The sequence below is a fragment of the Granulicella arctica genome (assembly GCF_025685605.1).
In the GTDB taxonomy this organism is placed as follows: domain Bacteria; phylum Acidobacteriota; class Terriglobia; order Terriglobales; family Acidobacteriaceae; genus Edaphobacter; species Edaphobacter arcticus.
Genome location: NZ_JAGTUT010000001.1, coordinates 3711402 through 3725571, shown reverse-complemented (window position 1 = coordinate 3725571; position 14170 = coordinate 3711402). Strand labels below are relative to the sequence as shown.

Below are 14170 nucleotides of genomic sequence, written 5' to 3'. Positions count from 1 at the left end.
GTCTTATGATTGCTCTATCTGGGGATTACGTATAGTGTTGCCGCCAATTTCCTACATGTCGTTGCGGGTGGCTGGATGCCTTTTGTCACTTCTTTCGTTTGCATACGTCAGGCATTCACAAGCACAGAGCCCTTTGCCACTTTCATCACCCCGTGTGGACGCTGGAACTTCCAACATTTCTGGCCGTGCAATTAATGCTGTAACAGGTCAACCCGTGAATCGCGTCCTGATTCGTTGTGGAGGACGTGGTGTCTTGACGGATTCCGAGGGGAGGTTTCAATGTGTCGCGCAAGATCAAAGTCTGACGATCACAGCCATGAAACCCGGCTATTACCCAAGCCCGGATCTGAGCGAGTCAGCCAGCATAACTCTTCATGCTCCATTTCCCGACACGACGATTGACCTTCGAATTTACCCGGAGGCGATTCTGACCGGAGAACTGACCGCGCCGAGCGGCGAGATTCTGGCTGGCTTACTCGTCCAGGCAAAACGAAGTTCGTATGACATGCTTGGCCATCGATGGACGCAAACTGCTGTGACCCGTACAGACGATCATGGTGCGTTCCGATTGGCCGTGAACCCGGGCGAGTATGTATTGCGAGTCCTCTTCAGCCCTGCAACCTCGCTTCGCGCAGAAGTCGTGCTGCCACTATCATTTCCTGAACAAAGCTCATCCGGATTTGCCCGTACGGTCCTTGCCCGCGGTGGAGAGACTCAGCACTTTGAACTGCGTGCGAAACTTGCTCGAACCGTCACCGTCACTGCGCGTCTAGAACCTGATCCGGGCCGCGGCAACCTGAGGATGACGGCCTACGATGCGGATGGCGACGAGTTTCCTTTGCGGGCAACGCCGACAGGTACCCCTGGTTCTATTCGAATGGATATACCAAGCGGAACCTACCTGGTAAAAGCGAGAAAGGAGGGCGCAGACCTCGGTATGGAGGCTGAGACACGCATCACTGTTGGTGACCGCGAGATTGGGGGCTTGACGCTTCTTTTCTCGTTCGTGAGTCCTGTACCCATTGAGCTTCGATCCGATCCGGCTTCGTCCAATAACACGCCGCCGAGTGTATCAGACCTGGATCTGTCGCTGGAAAGCACGCAGGATGACTTTGGCGATAATTCCTACAACTCGGAACGTCCTGTGCTAAGAGGAAGTCAGATGCCTTTCTTCAACCCGGCTGCGGGAACCTATCGACTTCGCTCCCTAGGGGCAACGTGGTTCATCCAATCTGCAACCTATGGCACCAGCGATTTGCTTCGGCAAGATCTGGTGATTGTTCCAGGAGCAGGTGCTGTGCCGATCCGCATCGTAGCGAGCAACAAGACTGCCAGTCTGACGGGTACGGTGCGGCACGATGGCCGGCCCGTGGCTGCCTGGATTTATCTGATCAGCAGTACACCGAGTGCCACACCAATCGTCATGATCCATTCGAGTGCAGATGGTTCGTATAGTCGTCCGAACATCGCTCCCGGAACATATCGAGTGATTGCTTTCGAGCACAAGCATGATCTCAACTTTGAGGACCAGGAGACGCTTACGGCTTTCGGTGGCGAGCTGCGATCCGTAACTTTGAACTCAACCGATCAGAGCACACTCAATCTGGAACTTGCACCATTCGATGAATCGCGTTGATGAGATCCTCTACTTCCCTGCTCACCTTCATCCTGATGTTCCTAACTCTGTCCGGAGTTGGCACGATCTGTCATGCGCAGAGCTACAGTATCCGTGGCGTTCTAAGTGGCGCCGACGGGAGCGCGGTTCGTCATGGTCGGGTCACGGCAACTCTTGTCAAAGAGACCGCTGATGCCAACAGAAACTCTGAGAGTGAGTCTGCATCTGCAAGCAGTGACGATAGCGGTAACTTCGTCATTCCTGTCAGCAGCGCTGGCACATGGAAGCTTGTTGCGACCGCTCCAGGATTTCGAAGCGCGGCTTTCGAGGAGCACGGCACGTTTTTCACTGGCGTAGTCCTGACCGTGGCAATGCCTTCGGTCGATATAAAGTTCCGGATCACATCCAATGGATCGATCAGCGGCTACATTCTGGACGAGGCTGGCGAAGCGGTACGCAGTGGTGCGCAGGTGATGCTGCTCACGGCTGCTGAAACGCCTTCGGACCAGGTAAGTGTCAGTTGGCAGACACGCGGGACAACGCGGCCTGATGATCTGGGGCACTATGAGTTCACAGCCCTGGCAGCAGGTCGCTATCAGGTGATGGTGCAGGCACAGCCATGGTATGCAGAAAGTGCGGTTCGCACTAATGATTCGCAGGGCGGAAGCAGTGTCGACGCTTCGCTGCCGAGTGACAGTACCCTCGATGTTGCCTATCCGTTGACCTGGTACCCCAGTGTTACAGACTCGGCAGCGGCGGGCACTGTAACGCTTATAGGTGGTGACACATTTCAAGCGGATCTACGCCTGGCGCCAGTACCCTCGGTCCATCTGAGTGGCGCTGCAAGCAAAGCTGACAATAACCGCCGTGCGAATGTGCCCCAAATCCGACAACTATTGCCAAATGGAGCGTCGCTGAATCAGCCTATTCATCCGACAGTCGATACACAGGGCAGGATCGACGTTGGAGGTTTAGCGCCAGGGACCTATGAGGTCACAGGTGGAGCGGAACGACAGCCATCCATCCTGCACATCGGACCGGGTTCGCCTCGAACACTGGACCTGAACTCTGCAGAATCTACGATCGTCACCGCCATTCATTTTGATCTTACGGAGGGTGCACGGCCGGTAAGGCTGCGCTTCACGAACGTGGAGACGGGTCGGAGTGTTGTGTTTCCTGAAGGACAGGCCAGGAATCTTCGTGAAGGCTCAGTGATCGCCGAAAGAACCATCGAGCAGGGCGAGGGTGAGAGACCAGCACGAGGCTTTCGAGGATTTCGTGATGGGGGTGACGGTTTCGTTCATCTCGAACCTGGCAGGTATGAAGTCAGCGTGTTGAGCGCACAGGGTGATTACCTGCTGGGTCTGTCGGGCACTCATGCAGAGATCAGAGGGCACGTCATCTCCATTCATGATGGCAACCCACAGCTCACGTTCCGCGTTGTCTCAGGCCATGCAAGTGTGAAGGGCGTCGCAACCCTGCAGCAGAAGCCGTTGCCGGGTGCGATGGTGTTGCTGGTGCCTGCAATGTTGGGTAGTCCCGACAGCTTCGCTACGATACTTCGTGCGCAGACTGATACGAGCGGAGGCTTTCACCTTCGCGATGTCGCGCGTGGCCGGTATATTCTTGTCGCCATCAAGGACGGATGGAATGTGCGCTGGAAAGATCCTGCGACCCTCGCACACTACCTTGGACAGGGGATCCCAATCGATCTGAGTACCACGCCCATCTTGCACCAAAACCTGGAGGCGCAACTACCCTGAACTGCGGATTGTGTTAGATTTGCTAAGTCACCGCTTGCGGAGAGATGGCCGAGTGGCTGAAGGCGCACGCTTGGAAAGCGTGTATACCGCAAGGTATCCAGGGTTCGAATCCCTGTCTCTCCGCCACCACTTCCCCCTAAACTAAGTAGAATAAACTATTTAGCCTGAAATACAAGGGATCGATGAGCTTGTTCTTGTCTCCCAGTCTCGCTGACACCCCTACCCAGCACCAAATCTGATGAAACCTTACCACGAGCAAAAAAGAACATACTGCGGGTTTTGCTAACCTTTTAACGCCTAAGCTGACTTCTTTCGCAAACTCGCGTTGGCAGGTGTCTTCACCAAACCGATTCCCTTTTTGGGTTCAGCTTTAGCGCTCGACACAGGCTCCTTCGGAGGAGCTTCAGCTTTCGCAACCTACGGGGCCGGGATCTTGTTCTCGATAAGACTCCAGCCGCCTCTTACGTTGCCGCCTTAGCTCCCTTCACGTTGTAGCGGGTCAATATACGTCCACTTGATGACGCCGTAGTCGAACGACACAGCCTCTGTCGGACGACTCTCGCCTATCATCCCTTCGTGGGCCACCCTCGAAATGACGACCTGATCCATTTCAATCACCATATACTTCACCGGAGTGTCACCTGAGGCTCGCATAAGATCGATGGTCACCCTGGAGATGTGCTTGCCGGACGAATACATCTCGTACAGCTTCGGCGACGATACGTCCAGGTATTTGGTGATGACGAAGTCTTCGTGTTTACTAAGTCAATCGAGCCCAATGCAAGGCTTGTCGCCGATAACATCGAGGGGATGATCCGCGAACTAAAGACACAATTCGCTGGGGAAATTGAGGTCGGAGGCCCGGGTCGGGCTGGAACGCTCATCGAGCTTGGTCGAATTGATGAATATCGAATCTACTTACGCCCCACTGTGCTTGGTGGCGGTAAGCCGTTCTTCTCGGGCCCTGTGCCGGCGCTCCGCTGAATTACAACCGAACTAAACGTCGAAAACACGATTCGGTTGACCTACGCTCCTGTTACAGAATGCCCGGCGAACTACAACAGCGCTAAATAGATCTTCCAAGAGTCAACCAGTTGGGCAAAAAACTCGATGTGAAAGCGACCCTTAGTCGCAAAGCCGGATCTACACCGAAAGCATGAGATCAAAATACATCGATGCGCGGAGTGCATTGCACGCTTAGAAACGTACACTCGGGCCTGTTCTTGAGAGTCACTTCTAAAGGATCCGATGTTTATCTTAGTGCTGCAATGGGCGTCGCCCGATCTATCTAGCAACGTCGAGAACTCCATCTCTTCCGACGGCGGCCGCGTTCATGCCTGATCATGACTTCAACGAAAGCTCACTGCGCTACACAGGCTGGCGAATCACCTTCGCTGCCTTTGTCGGCGTGATGGTCAGCTTTGCGGCTATCGTGCCCTTCACCTTCAGCCTCTTTCTTACACCGTTGCAACTGTCGTTTGGATGGAAGCGTGAAGCCATATCGCGGGGGTTCGCGATCACCGCTCTGACTGTGGCTGCATGCTCCCCGATGATCGGATCGCTTCTCGATCGCCTTCCGCCACGCAGAATCATCCTGCCATCTATCGTCGTCTTCGCGTCCTCCCTGGCATCTCTCTCTTTGCTCAGGGGACACATCGGCCAGTTCTATGCAACGTATGTGGTGATTGGGATCGTCGGCAACGGAACCGCGCAGCTGGCCTACTCGCGCGCGGTGCTTACTTGGTTCGACCAGCGGCGCGGTCTCGCCCTCGCATTAGTTCTGACTGGAAGTGGAACCGGCTCGATCCTCCTTCCGCTCTTGACCCAGCACATGATTACGACACAAGGCTGGCGCAGCGCGTACCTCGTGCTTGGCGCGATTGCCCTGCTTGGTATTCCGCTCACAACGTTGATGGTGCGTAACAGCCCTGTCACGAAGGTCGAACCAATCACTGTCTCTGAAAACCTCAAAATTGGTCAGGTTCTGAGAACAAGTATCTTCTGGCTGATCGCGATCCCTGTCATGCTCTCCGCACTCAGCATCAATGGTGCGATCGCCCATCTCGCCGCTCTCCTCACCGGTCGTTCGATCACATCTTCGAGCGCCGCCCTCGCTCTCTCCATGCTCGGGCTCTCCGGCATCGTGGGCCGCCTCATCACCGGCCATCTGCTCGATCGGATCTTCGCGCCTTTCGTCTCACTCGCTGTCCTGCTCATCGCAGGAACTGGCATCATCACGATCGCCTATGCAGCTACGGCCACCATGGGCATCCTTGGAGCTTTCCTACTCGGCTTCGGCGCTGGTAGTGAGGCTGATGTCGTTCCATATCTCATCGCGAAATACTTCGGTCGTGCGCGCTTTTCAACGCTCTACGGCCTCAGCTGGACAGCCTACGCAGTCGGCGGAGCCATGGGGCCAGTGTTGATGGGACACGCCTTCGATCAGGCCGGCACCTATCTCACCTCGAAGGTTCTTCTGCTCGCCGCTCCCCTCTTTCTCGCGGCCTTCGTTCAACTGCTTCTCCCACGCTATCCCCACGCTTTTTTCTCGACAGCCGACGCAGGCCTGGTCCTCGAAACAGCGCGCGAAAGCCCGCTGTAGAGGTACTCGTCCTTGCACCTTCACCAGCCTCAAAAGGAGACGTCATGCCACACATCAACCTGCCCAACCTTCCCGGAATCCGTGGCCCTATGGCCTTCCGCCCCGAAAGCTCAAAGCCCCTCAACGAGCTCGTCGACGTCCTGCTGCGCCAGCCAAACTCCCTGACCCAGGGTGAGCGCGAGCTCATCGCAACCTATGTCTCCTCGCTGAACACCTGTCATTATTGCCAGTCCATTCACGGCGCCATCGCCGCCGCGCATCTCGATGGCGATGAAGCTCTCGTTGCCTGCGTCAAGCAGGACTTTCACTCCGCCGCCATCACTCCCAAGCTCAAAGCGCTGCTCACCATCGCTGGCAAGGTACAGCAGGATGGCAAGAAGGTGACGACCGGCGACGTACAGGCCGCACGCAGCGAAGGCGCGACTGACCTCGAGATCCATGACACCGTCCTCATCGCCGCAGCCTTCTGCATGTACAACCGCTACGTCGACGGTCTCGCGACCGTGCAACCGGAGGACCCCGCCCTCTACCGCGAACGCGGCAAGATGGTCGCGCGCGACGGCTATGTAGCGGTCAACCTTCCCAACGTCATCCACGCAGAAGCCGCCGAGATGGCTGCCAAATAGCACCGTCCGTCTCAACCGCCGGCCCACACATCAGTGTCGACTGGGGATCTTGAGGCCGTTCCCACTTCCTCAACCGAGAGCGGACCGCAACCACCTCACTCGCCTGTCCACAAGACCACCCACCGAGCCGTTGCCGCCACTCATCCTGGCGGCAGCGGCTCCGGACGCGCAACGCTCAAGCCTGCCATCGCGGCTACTCCAGGAGCCACTCTCTCCACCCATAGTTTGAGCCCACTTCATCCTTCTGGCCGACGCGCCCTCGCTCTTCACTGCGCATAATGAGGGCCTGCGACTTAGGCCACTTTAATCTCCATTCATTCTTTTAGAGGAAACCGTATGACCTCGTCTCTCGATCGTGCTTCCACGAAGCGTGTGCCCTGTCCGCCACGATCCTCCGCTCCCATGCATCGCGGTCTCCGTGTCCAACTCCTCTCGCTGCCGCTTCTCCTGTTTCTCGCACTCACTCCAGCATGCGCCCAGCAGTTCGCTACGTTGACGCTCACCGTCTCCGACCCGCAAGGCCGCGCCGTCTCGCAGGCCAACGTCTCCGTTCGCAGCACCGATACCGGCATCGTGCGAAATCTCCTCTCTGATCAGCGAGGCGCGGTCGCCGTCCCCGGTCTTCGCCCCGGTCCCTACACCGTCACCGTGAACGCCGATTCATTCGCCCCCTACCAGCAGCCGCTTGTGCTCACGCTCGGCCAGGTCATTGACCTGCAGGTACCGCTCCGCATCCGCTCCAACACCGAGCAGGTCGAAGTACACGACACCCTGCAAGGCGTCGACAAAGAGCGGACCGAATCCAGCCAGGTCATCAGCCCCCGGCAGATCGCCGATCTCCCCACCTCTGACCGCGACTTCGTCAACTTCGTCCTGCTCACTCCCACCGCGACCGTTGGCCGCAACTCCAGCACCGGGGCGCAATCCGCCTTTCAGGAGACGGTCTTAGAGGTCAGCTTTGGCGGCCTCCGCGAGACCCACAGCGTCTTCTACGGCCTCGATGGTGTCGACTACACCACCATGGTCTCCGGCGTTCAGCGCGTCAGTCCTTCGCTCGATTGGGTGCAGGAGTTCCGCGTCGTCAGTGGCCCCGACGCCGCTGGTGCCGGCCTCAGCCTCGGCGCCGCCGTCAACACCATTACCCGCTCCGGCACCAACGACCTGCACGGCTCCGTCTACGAATACCTCCGAAACAACGTCGCCGATGCCAACAACCTTCTCTCCGCTCCCGGCTTCAACACGCTCCGCTTCAACCAGTTCGGAGCCACCATCGGCGGCCCGCTCCGCAAGGACAAAGTCTTCTACTTCCTCGGCTACGAAGGCCAGCGCCGCGCGCAGTCCCCCATCTACTCCCGCTTCATCCTCAAGTGCATCGACACTGCAGGCTGCATGGGGCCAGGATCCCCGAGCATCAACCAGATCAAGACCAGGCTCGGTCTCTCGCCGGAATCGCTCGGCTCCATCCTGCAGATTGGCGACTACAACAACGCCTTCGGCAAAGCCACCGATGTGCTCAGCGAACACAGCACCCTCGCCGTCGGCTACCTCTTCGCTAACGTGCACAACGGCAACACTCCATCCGCATCGCCTGGTCAGGGACTACCCTCAAGCTACCGCAACAACGAAGTCCACGATCAGACCGCCTACGCCAACTTCTTTCACGTCTCAGGCAGCCATTGGACCTCCGAAAGCGCCGTCTCCGTCGGCCGCCGCATCTTCTACATGAACTCCGTCGGCAACGGCTTCGAGCCCACCATCAACGTCGCCGACACCCTCTACAGCGGTGGTTTCCTCGGCGGCGTCGACTACTACAGCGAGCATCACTTCCAGTCCAAAGAGGCCGTTACCTACACCCGCGGCGCGCACACCCTCAAGACCGGTATCGACTTCCAACCCGGCTGGTTCAGCGCCGAGACGCCCTACTTCACCCCGGGCGTCGGCATCTTCAGCCCGCAGAGCTTCTTCGGCACCGGCCCCTTCGCAGGCTTTGGCCCTGGCACCGCGGTCCAGTTCCTCTTCCAGCAGACCAGGGCAGACTTCGGCAGGCAGGTCCCGCAGCGTTCCCTGCCCTTTCAGGGTGGCTTCTTCAACGGCCCCGACGGCCCCGCGCATCGAGCCGCCGATCAGGTCGCCTTTTGGCACAAACTGGTCGGCCTCTACGTTCAGGATCAATGGAAGGCTCGATCCAACCTCGTCCTCTCCGCCGGCCTTCGCTACGATCTCGACGTCCTCCCTTCGGCGAACGATCTTAACATCCTCGGCGCAATCAATCCCACCAACTTCGGCAATGTCCAGCCGCGGGTCGGCCTCGCCTATGGCATGCGCCAGGGCAAAGGCGTAGTTCGCGCCAGCTTCGGTCTCTATACCGGGTCGCTTGAGTACAGCAGCCTCGTCAACGGCTGGCATGGTGCCTCGCCGTTCACCACCATGAGCCAGCCCCTGATCCCCGAGTTCGCCAATCCCGCGCGTGACCTCGTCGGCTTCGGTCCCGCCGGCATGGTCGGCACCGCCGGCCCGGCCCTCGCGGGTCCCGCCTTTTCAAACTTCACCCACAACGGCATCTATCCCGCGCCCCGCATTCTCAAGCAGTTTCCTCTCGGCTTCACCCAGCGCAAGTTCCCTTCGAGCTACACCGAACAATCCAGTCTCGAAGTCGAAAATGAACTCGGCGGCAAATGGTTCCTCACCGCTGCCTACCACTACGTGCACGCCATCCATCTCCTCAGCTCGAACACCATCAACGGCCTCCCGAATGGCCTTCTCTCCGATGGCCGCCAGAAGTTCCAGCCCGCCGATTCAAACTTCGGCTTTGTCCTCTACGCCACGCCCTCCGGCTGGTCCATCTACAACGCCGGCTCCATCAGCCTCCGCAAAGAGTTCTCCCAGAACTTCAGCCTCCTCGCGAACTACGTCTACAGCAAATCGATCGACGTCGCCACCGAAAATCAGCTCCAGGACGAGCCCCAGGACTACCTCCGACCCCAGCTCGACCGCGCCACCAGCGACAACGACGTGCGCCATCGCCTCGTCCTCACCCTGCTCGCCGAGTCCCCCCACACCTGGAGCGCGCCTCTTCGCGCCATCCAGTTCTCCATGCTCAACACCCTGCAGAGTCCGCAGTCCTACAGCATCCTCGCCGGCTCCGACATCAACGGCGACGGCTTCCCCTTCAACGATCGCGTCGGCAACATCGGCCGCAACAGCTATCGCGGAGCCTCCTACTACGACACCGATCTCCGCCTGCAGCGCCTCTTCTCACTCACCGAACGCCTCAAACTCAACACCAGCGCCGAAGCCCTCAACGTCTTAAACCGCGTCAACGTGCAGGATGTTGACCAGGTCTACGGTGCCGGCGAGTTTGGCGGCGCCACTCCCCAACGCTACGGCGACGGCGTGACCAGCCCCGCCAATCCGACCTTTGGCACCCCCACCTTTGCCGGAGCCGCGCGGCAGATCCAGCTCTCCCTCAAGTTGAAGTTCTAGTCCCCGTTCTCGAATCACGCAGCAAGTACCGTAGAGGTGCACACACCATGTCGACCGCTCCGTTCGCCGCTCCCCAACCCGTCGCCGCCCAACCTGCCGCCGCCCAGGGCAATTCGCTGCCGAATCCCAGGCGCCCTAAACCCGGCACCTACACCCCCCGGCCCGAGACCATCGCCCTGCTCAAGGTCTCAGGCAACGCCATCAATGGCGTGGGCGAAACCGCTGCACGCCAGGCCTCGCCGTTCTTCTGGCACTCCCCCGACCAGCACCCCTTCGGCCCCCTGCAGGACGTCGCCCGCGCCAACTCCCGCAAATGTCCCGGCTCCGGCCCCGCCTTCATCGCGGCCTACACCCATCCCGAACTCGTCCCCGTCGCCGAAGCGCGCAACCCGGCCCCGCCCGCTCAACTATCCGCCGAAGCCACCACCTTCGCTCTCGCCCACGAAGCCGGGGCCATCGGCATCGCGCCCATGGACCCCCTCTACGTCTTCGGTGGCTACACCATCGACGATCCCTGGGTCATCATCCTCGCCCTCGCGCCCAACTACGAACGCCTCAAGCAGCTTCCCTCCGACGAGACCAACGGCATCGGCGTCACCGAGATCGGCGAGCAGTATGCCCGCGGCACCCGCGCCTCCTTCGCCCTCGCCAACTGGATCCGCGCCCAGGGCTACAACGCCACCGCTTATCCCGGCCCTTCCGCCAGCGCGCTCCTCCTCATTCCGCCCGCCATCGCCTCCGGTCTCGGCGAACTTGGCAAGCATGGCTCCTTGATCAACCACCAGTTCGGCGCCGGCCTCCGTCTTGCTGGCGTCACAACCGACATGCCTCTCGTCGCGACCGCGCCAGTTCGCTTCGGCGCAGACGACTTCTGCACCACCTGCCAGATCTGCACAAAAGCCTGCCCTCCCGGGGCCATCACCGAGAGCAAACAATTGGTACGCGGCGTCGAACGCTGGTACGTCAACTTTGACAAATGCATCCCCTACTTCGCCGAAGCATCTTCCTGCGGCATCTGCATCGCGGACTGCCCCTGGACCAGACCCGACGTACGCCCCAAGCTGCTCGCTACCATGGCCAAGCGGCTCGGACTTGGACCTTCCGAACACCAAGGGGTTGACGACTAAGCCAGAACGCAAATCAGATCATCAGCAATCCTGGCGAGCTGGTCACGTAAATAATGGCCAAACAAGTGTTGCGATGAAAGAGCCACTTTTGCAGGTAAAAGGGTATGCAACACCGCTGTAGGCAATACCCCAGTGGCGCAACCGACCTGCTAGAGAAACACGTACCTCCGCAATAAGATGTATGGAGAAGGTTAGGCGAGTTCGTAGCAGCAGTGCGCTTGCGTACCAAAGTTCGTATCTGCTCGAAGCAATGCGAGATGGTGGACTAATCGATAAAGCCAAAGTGCCCCGGACAGGGACAAACGCGGCCAGCGGCGCCCCCGAAGCTACACGAAGCGGATGCGCAGCGCGACACCGATCGCGGCGGTGGCGGTTGGCTGGGATGGCATGCTGACCCGCAGACCACGCTCGTCATGCGTGAACTGCAAGGGCTGCTCGTGACCAAGGAGACGGACATCGACCGCCTTGGACGGTTGTTGAGCGCCAACGAGCGCGAGGGACGCAACGTGCAGATCCCCTTGCGGCCAGCCCATAGCAAAGACGTAGAGCGTGTCGCCTTTGCTGGTAAAGCGCATGTCGGTGGCGCCAAGATCCGGCTTCTTGCCTTCGTTTGGATCGAACTCTTCACCGCTGGCTTTTATGACCACCTTGGTGGACGGACCCTCGCCATAAATCTTCCAGGGCCGCGTCGCGTAGATCGCCTCTCCATTCACGGCGATCCATGCCGTAATTCCTTCAAGGACCTTGAGTTCCTCCGGATCAAGTTCGCCCGATGCAGGCAGAGGAAAGTTGAGCAGGAGATTACCATTCTTGCTGACGATATCGACCAGCATGTCGATGACTTTTTTGGCTGGCTTGTAGACCACACCCACTTTGTAATGCCATTCGCCGATACAGGTATCCGTCTGCCACGGCACCGGGTCGATCTCGCCAATGACGTTCCGCTCGTGATCTACCACGCAGGTGTGGCCATCTACACAGTCGGTCCTCGTCTTGCTGAAGTAGACTGTCGCGGGTTTGCCGTCGTAGGTCGTTGGCCCCACGTTGTACAACTCAGCGACGGTGCCGGCACCGTACGCGCCGAGGACGATGCCTCCATCCGTGTACAGCAGGTCGGGCTGATGCTGATCCACTAAATCCTTTACCCGGTTGAAGTACTGCTGCTTCCACCACTCCGGTGCCTGGTTACGCCCCATCGCATCCTTGGCAATACTTCGTGCGAAGCCCTTCGGCTCCTTCGAATAGTCATGGTAGAGATCCGCAAACGCTTGGTCCTGCCCGTCATAGGGGACCCCGGCGAATGGTCCTTTGGTATCTGCCAGGTGGGATGGGGCAAGCCACTCAAAGCTATTTGAAAGGTGTTCACTGACGCCGAAGCGCAAGCCACGTTTGCGGGCCGCGGCTCCCCACTCCCCGACGACATCTCGCTTCGGTCCGCTCGCTACGGAGTTCCAGCGTGGCTGGTACTTCGAATTCCAAAGATCGTAACCGTCATGGTGTACGCCCATTGAGAAAAAATACTTTGCTCCCGCCTTTGCGTACAGGTCCATCAGATGTTCAGGATCCCATTTGCTCGCGGTGAACAGGTGAATCAGATCTTTATAGCCAACTTTGGATTGCGGGCCGAAGCGCTGCAGATGGTACGCATACTGCGGCGTTCCTTCGACGTACATGTTGCGCGCGTACCAGTCGCCATCGCCGACTGCGGACTGCGGGCCCCAATGAGCCCATATGCCAAACTTGGCGTCCGCAAACCAGTCGGGAATGGTCCAGGTCTTGAGAGAATCCAGCGAGGCCTTGAAGGGGCCGGACGTCACAGTCTGGGAAAACATATTCTTTGTCGCCAGAGTGACTCCGGCCCCACTCAGCAGCTTCAGCGCCTGACGGCGCGTCGTGTTCAACATGAAGGACCTCTCAAGAAGCGGACGTTCTGCCAACGCAACCACTATAGTGCTTCAGTCGAAGCGCCGGGAAGTTGGGCTCGCCATATCCGGACACGACGACACCTACGTGATTCCAGCCGTCGATCAAAGGTGCCCGATTCTGATACTGCGGGTACGCATTCCAAGGCATGAAGCCATGAATCAAGGGAACATATTGAATTCCATCGTTGCTGCCTGACAACAACAGCTAAGGCAAGAACTTCCTAACAAGAAGAACACTGAATCGCTTAGATGAGACTGTAAGCCCAATGCTATCCAGACCTCAGGTGTGCGGCGGAACTCTCCAGGCTAGGGAAAGCAGTACGAGCCTTCACATTCAACTGATTGAGTTCTTGCAGAATGCGCTTTTTGCATCGGCCTCCACGACGAACGTGCGCTTCCTTAGATTTTGCCCTTTTGGTGAATTCTTAAACTCGATGTCCCCTCCAAAAAGTCGAAAGGCTCCCGATTGGCAGATAATTCTTGGGTTTGTTTTGCTCCCTGTATAACAGGGATGGCTAACGTTGGGATGAGACTGTAACGCGAGACGTCCCCGCATCCGCGCCGGCAGTTTGAGCCGTGGCTGGGATCACGAGGAGCGTCCGCTGCAAGCAGGGACCGAGGCTAGGCAAATGAGGGGCCGTCCGGGATGCTTTCCACTGCATTGACAGGAACGCTGTGGACGTTGCCGTTAAGCTGATACTTTCCCTTGAGCTGCTCATTGGGGATGGGGCGTTTGGTCTTGTTATCGATCAGGTAGATCTCTGACCAGTTGTTGGGCCGGACGAGCACCGTTCCGGGGACGACATCGGGGCCGGTCGTGATGCTGCGGAGGCCGTCGTAGGCTTCGCTTTGTGGGGAGCCGCCGAAGACGCCGTGGTAGGTCGCTTCGTCGGCGATATGACGAGCGCGACCGCCGTCGATCCAGTAGAGCTCAGGAGCGCCGCTGATGTGGATGATGTGTCCGTTGAGTTCAGGATGCAATGCCATGATGTTCTCCATTTTGTCGATTGGTGTTGCGTTTGAGGTTTG

10 protein-coding genes and 1 tRNA gene are annotated in these 14170 nt (G+C 58.7%); 8 read left to right on the top strand and 3 right to left on the bottom strand.

Going from position 1 to position 14170, the window contains the following annotated elements:
- Nucleotides 1-316: 316 nt before the first annotated feature.
- The 3 genes from OHL20_RS15885 to OHL20_RS15875 all read left to right on the top strand — a co-directional run bounded on the left by OHL20_RS15885 (nucleotide 317) and on the right by OHL20_RS15875 (nucleotide 3504).
- Nucleotides 317-1636, top strand: a complete 1320-nt coding sequence (locus tag OHL20_RS15885; RefSeq protein ID WP_263384154.1) for a carboxypeptidase-like regulatory domain-containing protein — start codon at nucleotides 317-319, stop codon at nucleotides 1634-1636.
- Nucleotides 1636-3378 (top strand): carboxypeptidase-like regulatory domain-containing protein, encoded by a 1743-nt coding sequence (locus tag OHL20_RS15880; protein WP_263384153.1) that lies wholly within the window; start codon nucleotides 1636-1638, stop codon nucleotides 3376-3378. Before OHL20_RS15885 ends, OHL20_RS15880 begins: the two co-directional genes overlap by 1 nt.
- Before the next feature lie 38 nt (nucleotides 3379-3416).
- Nucleotides 3417-3504 (top strand) — tRNA-Ser (locus OHL20_RS15875).
- A 348-nt stretch (nucleotides 3505-3852) separates the two neighbouring features.
- Here the strand turns inward: OHL20_RS15875 and OHL20_RS15870 are convergent.
- Nucleotides 3853-4077, bottom strand: a complete 225-nt coding sequence (locus OHL20_RS15870; protein ID WP_263384152.1) for a type VI secretion system tube protein Hcp — start codon at nucleotides 4075-4077, stop codon at nucleotides 3853-3855.
- Between the two features lie 54 nt (nucleotides 4078-4131).
- On the opposite strand from OHL20_RS15870, the gene OHL20_RS15865 reads away from it, so the two are divergent.
- The 5 genes from OHL20_RS15865 (at nucleotide 4132) to OHL20_RS15845 (ending at nucleotide 11216) form a co-directional block, all read left to right on the top strand.
- The gene (locus OHL20_RS15865; protein WP_396272258.1) at nucleotides 4132-4362 is read left to right on the top strand and encodes a dihydrofolate reductase family protein; all 231 of its coding nucleotides are present in this window, start codon (nucleotides 4132-4134) and stop codon (nucleotides 4360-4362) included.
- Nucleotides 4363-4711: 349 nt separating this feature from the next.
- Nucleotides 4712-5980, top strand: a complete 1269-nt coding sequence (locus OHL20_RS15860; protein ID WP_263384150.1) for an MFS transporter — start codon at nucleotides 4712-4714, stop codon at nucleotides 5978-5980.
- Nucleotides 5981-6024: 44 nt separating this feature from the next.
- A complete protein-coding gene (locus tag OHL20_RS15855; RefSeq protein WP_263384149.1) occupies nucleotides 6025-6606 on the top strand; it encodes a carboxymuconolactone decarboxylase family protein in 582 nt (193 codons plus the stop codon).
- Nucleotides 6607-6942: 336 nt separating this feature from the next.
- Complete coding sequence (locus OHL20_RS15850) at nucleotides 6943-10089, top strand: TonB-dependent receptor (protein ID WP_263384148.1); 3147 nt, start codon at nucleotides 6943-6945, stop codon at nucleotides 10087-10089.
- 47 nt (nucleotides 10090-10136) lie between these two features.
- Nucleotides 10137-11216, top strand: coding sequence for a 4Fe-4S dicluster domain-containing protein (locus OHL20_RS15845; protein ID WP_263384147.1), 1080 nt, complete (start codon nucleotides 10137-10139; stop codon nucleotides 11214-11216).
- 326 nt (nucleotides 11217-11542) lie between these two features.
- Here the strand turns inward: OHL20_RS15845 and OHL20_RS15840 are convergent, their stop codons facing one another.
- On the bottom strand, nucleotides 11543-13120 hold the full coding sequence (locus OHL20_RS15840) for an alpha-L-fucosidase (RefSeq protein ID WP_263384146.1): 1578 nt from the start codon (nucleotides 13118-13120) through the stop codon (nucleotides 11543-11545).
- A gap of 642 nt (nucleotides 13121-13762) precedes the next feature.
- Complete coding sequence (locus OHL20_RS15835) at nucleotides 13763-14128, bottom strand: hypothetical protein (RefSeq protein ID WP_263384145.1); 366 nt, start codon at nucleotides 14126-14128, stop codon at nucleotides 13763-13765.
- Between the last annotated feature and the right edge of the window lie 42 nt (nucleotides 14129-14170).

Coding starts and splice junctions, on each gene's coding strand:
- OHL20_RS15885 (WP_263384154.1), top strand. CDS start 317: ATGAAACCCGGCTATTACCCAAGCCCGGATCTGAGCGAGTCAGCCAGC.
- OHL20_RS15880 (WP_263384153.1), top strand. CDS start 1,636: ATGAGATCCTCTACTTCCCTGCTCACCTTCATCCTGATGTTCCTAACT.
- OHL20_RS15870 (WP_263384152.1), bottom strand. CDS start 4,077: ATGTATTCGTCCGGCAAGCACATCTCCAGGGTGACCATCGATCTTATG.
- OHL20_RS15860 (WP_263384150.1), top strand. CDS start 4,712: ATGCCTGATCATGACTTCAACGAAAGCTCACTGCGCTACACAGGCTGG.
- OHL20_RS15855 (WP_263384149.1), top strand. CDS start 6,025: ATGCCACACATCAACCTGCCCAACCTTCCCGGAATCCGTGGCCCTATG.
- OHL20_RS15850 (WP_263384148.1), top strand. CDS start 6,943: ATGACCTCGTCTCTCGATCGTGCTTCCACGAAGCGTGTGCCCTGTCCG.
- OHL20_RS15845 (WP_263384147.1), top strand. CDS start 10,137: ATGTCGACCGCTCCGTTCGCCGCTCCCCAACCCGTCGCCGCCCAACCT.
- OHL20_RS15840 (WP_263384146.1), bottom strand. CDS start 13,120: ATGTTGAACACGACGCGCCGTCAGGCGCTGAAGCTGCTGAGTGGGGCC.
- OHL20_RS15835 (WP_263384145.1), bottom strand. CDS start 14,128: ATGGCATTGCATCCTGAACTCAACGGACACATCATCCACATCAGCGGC.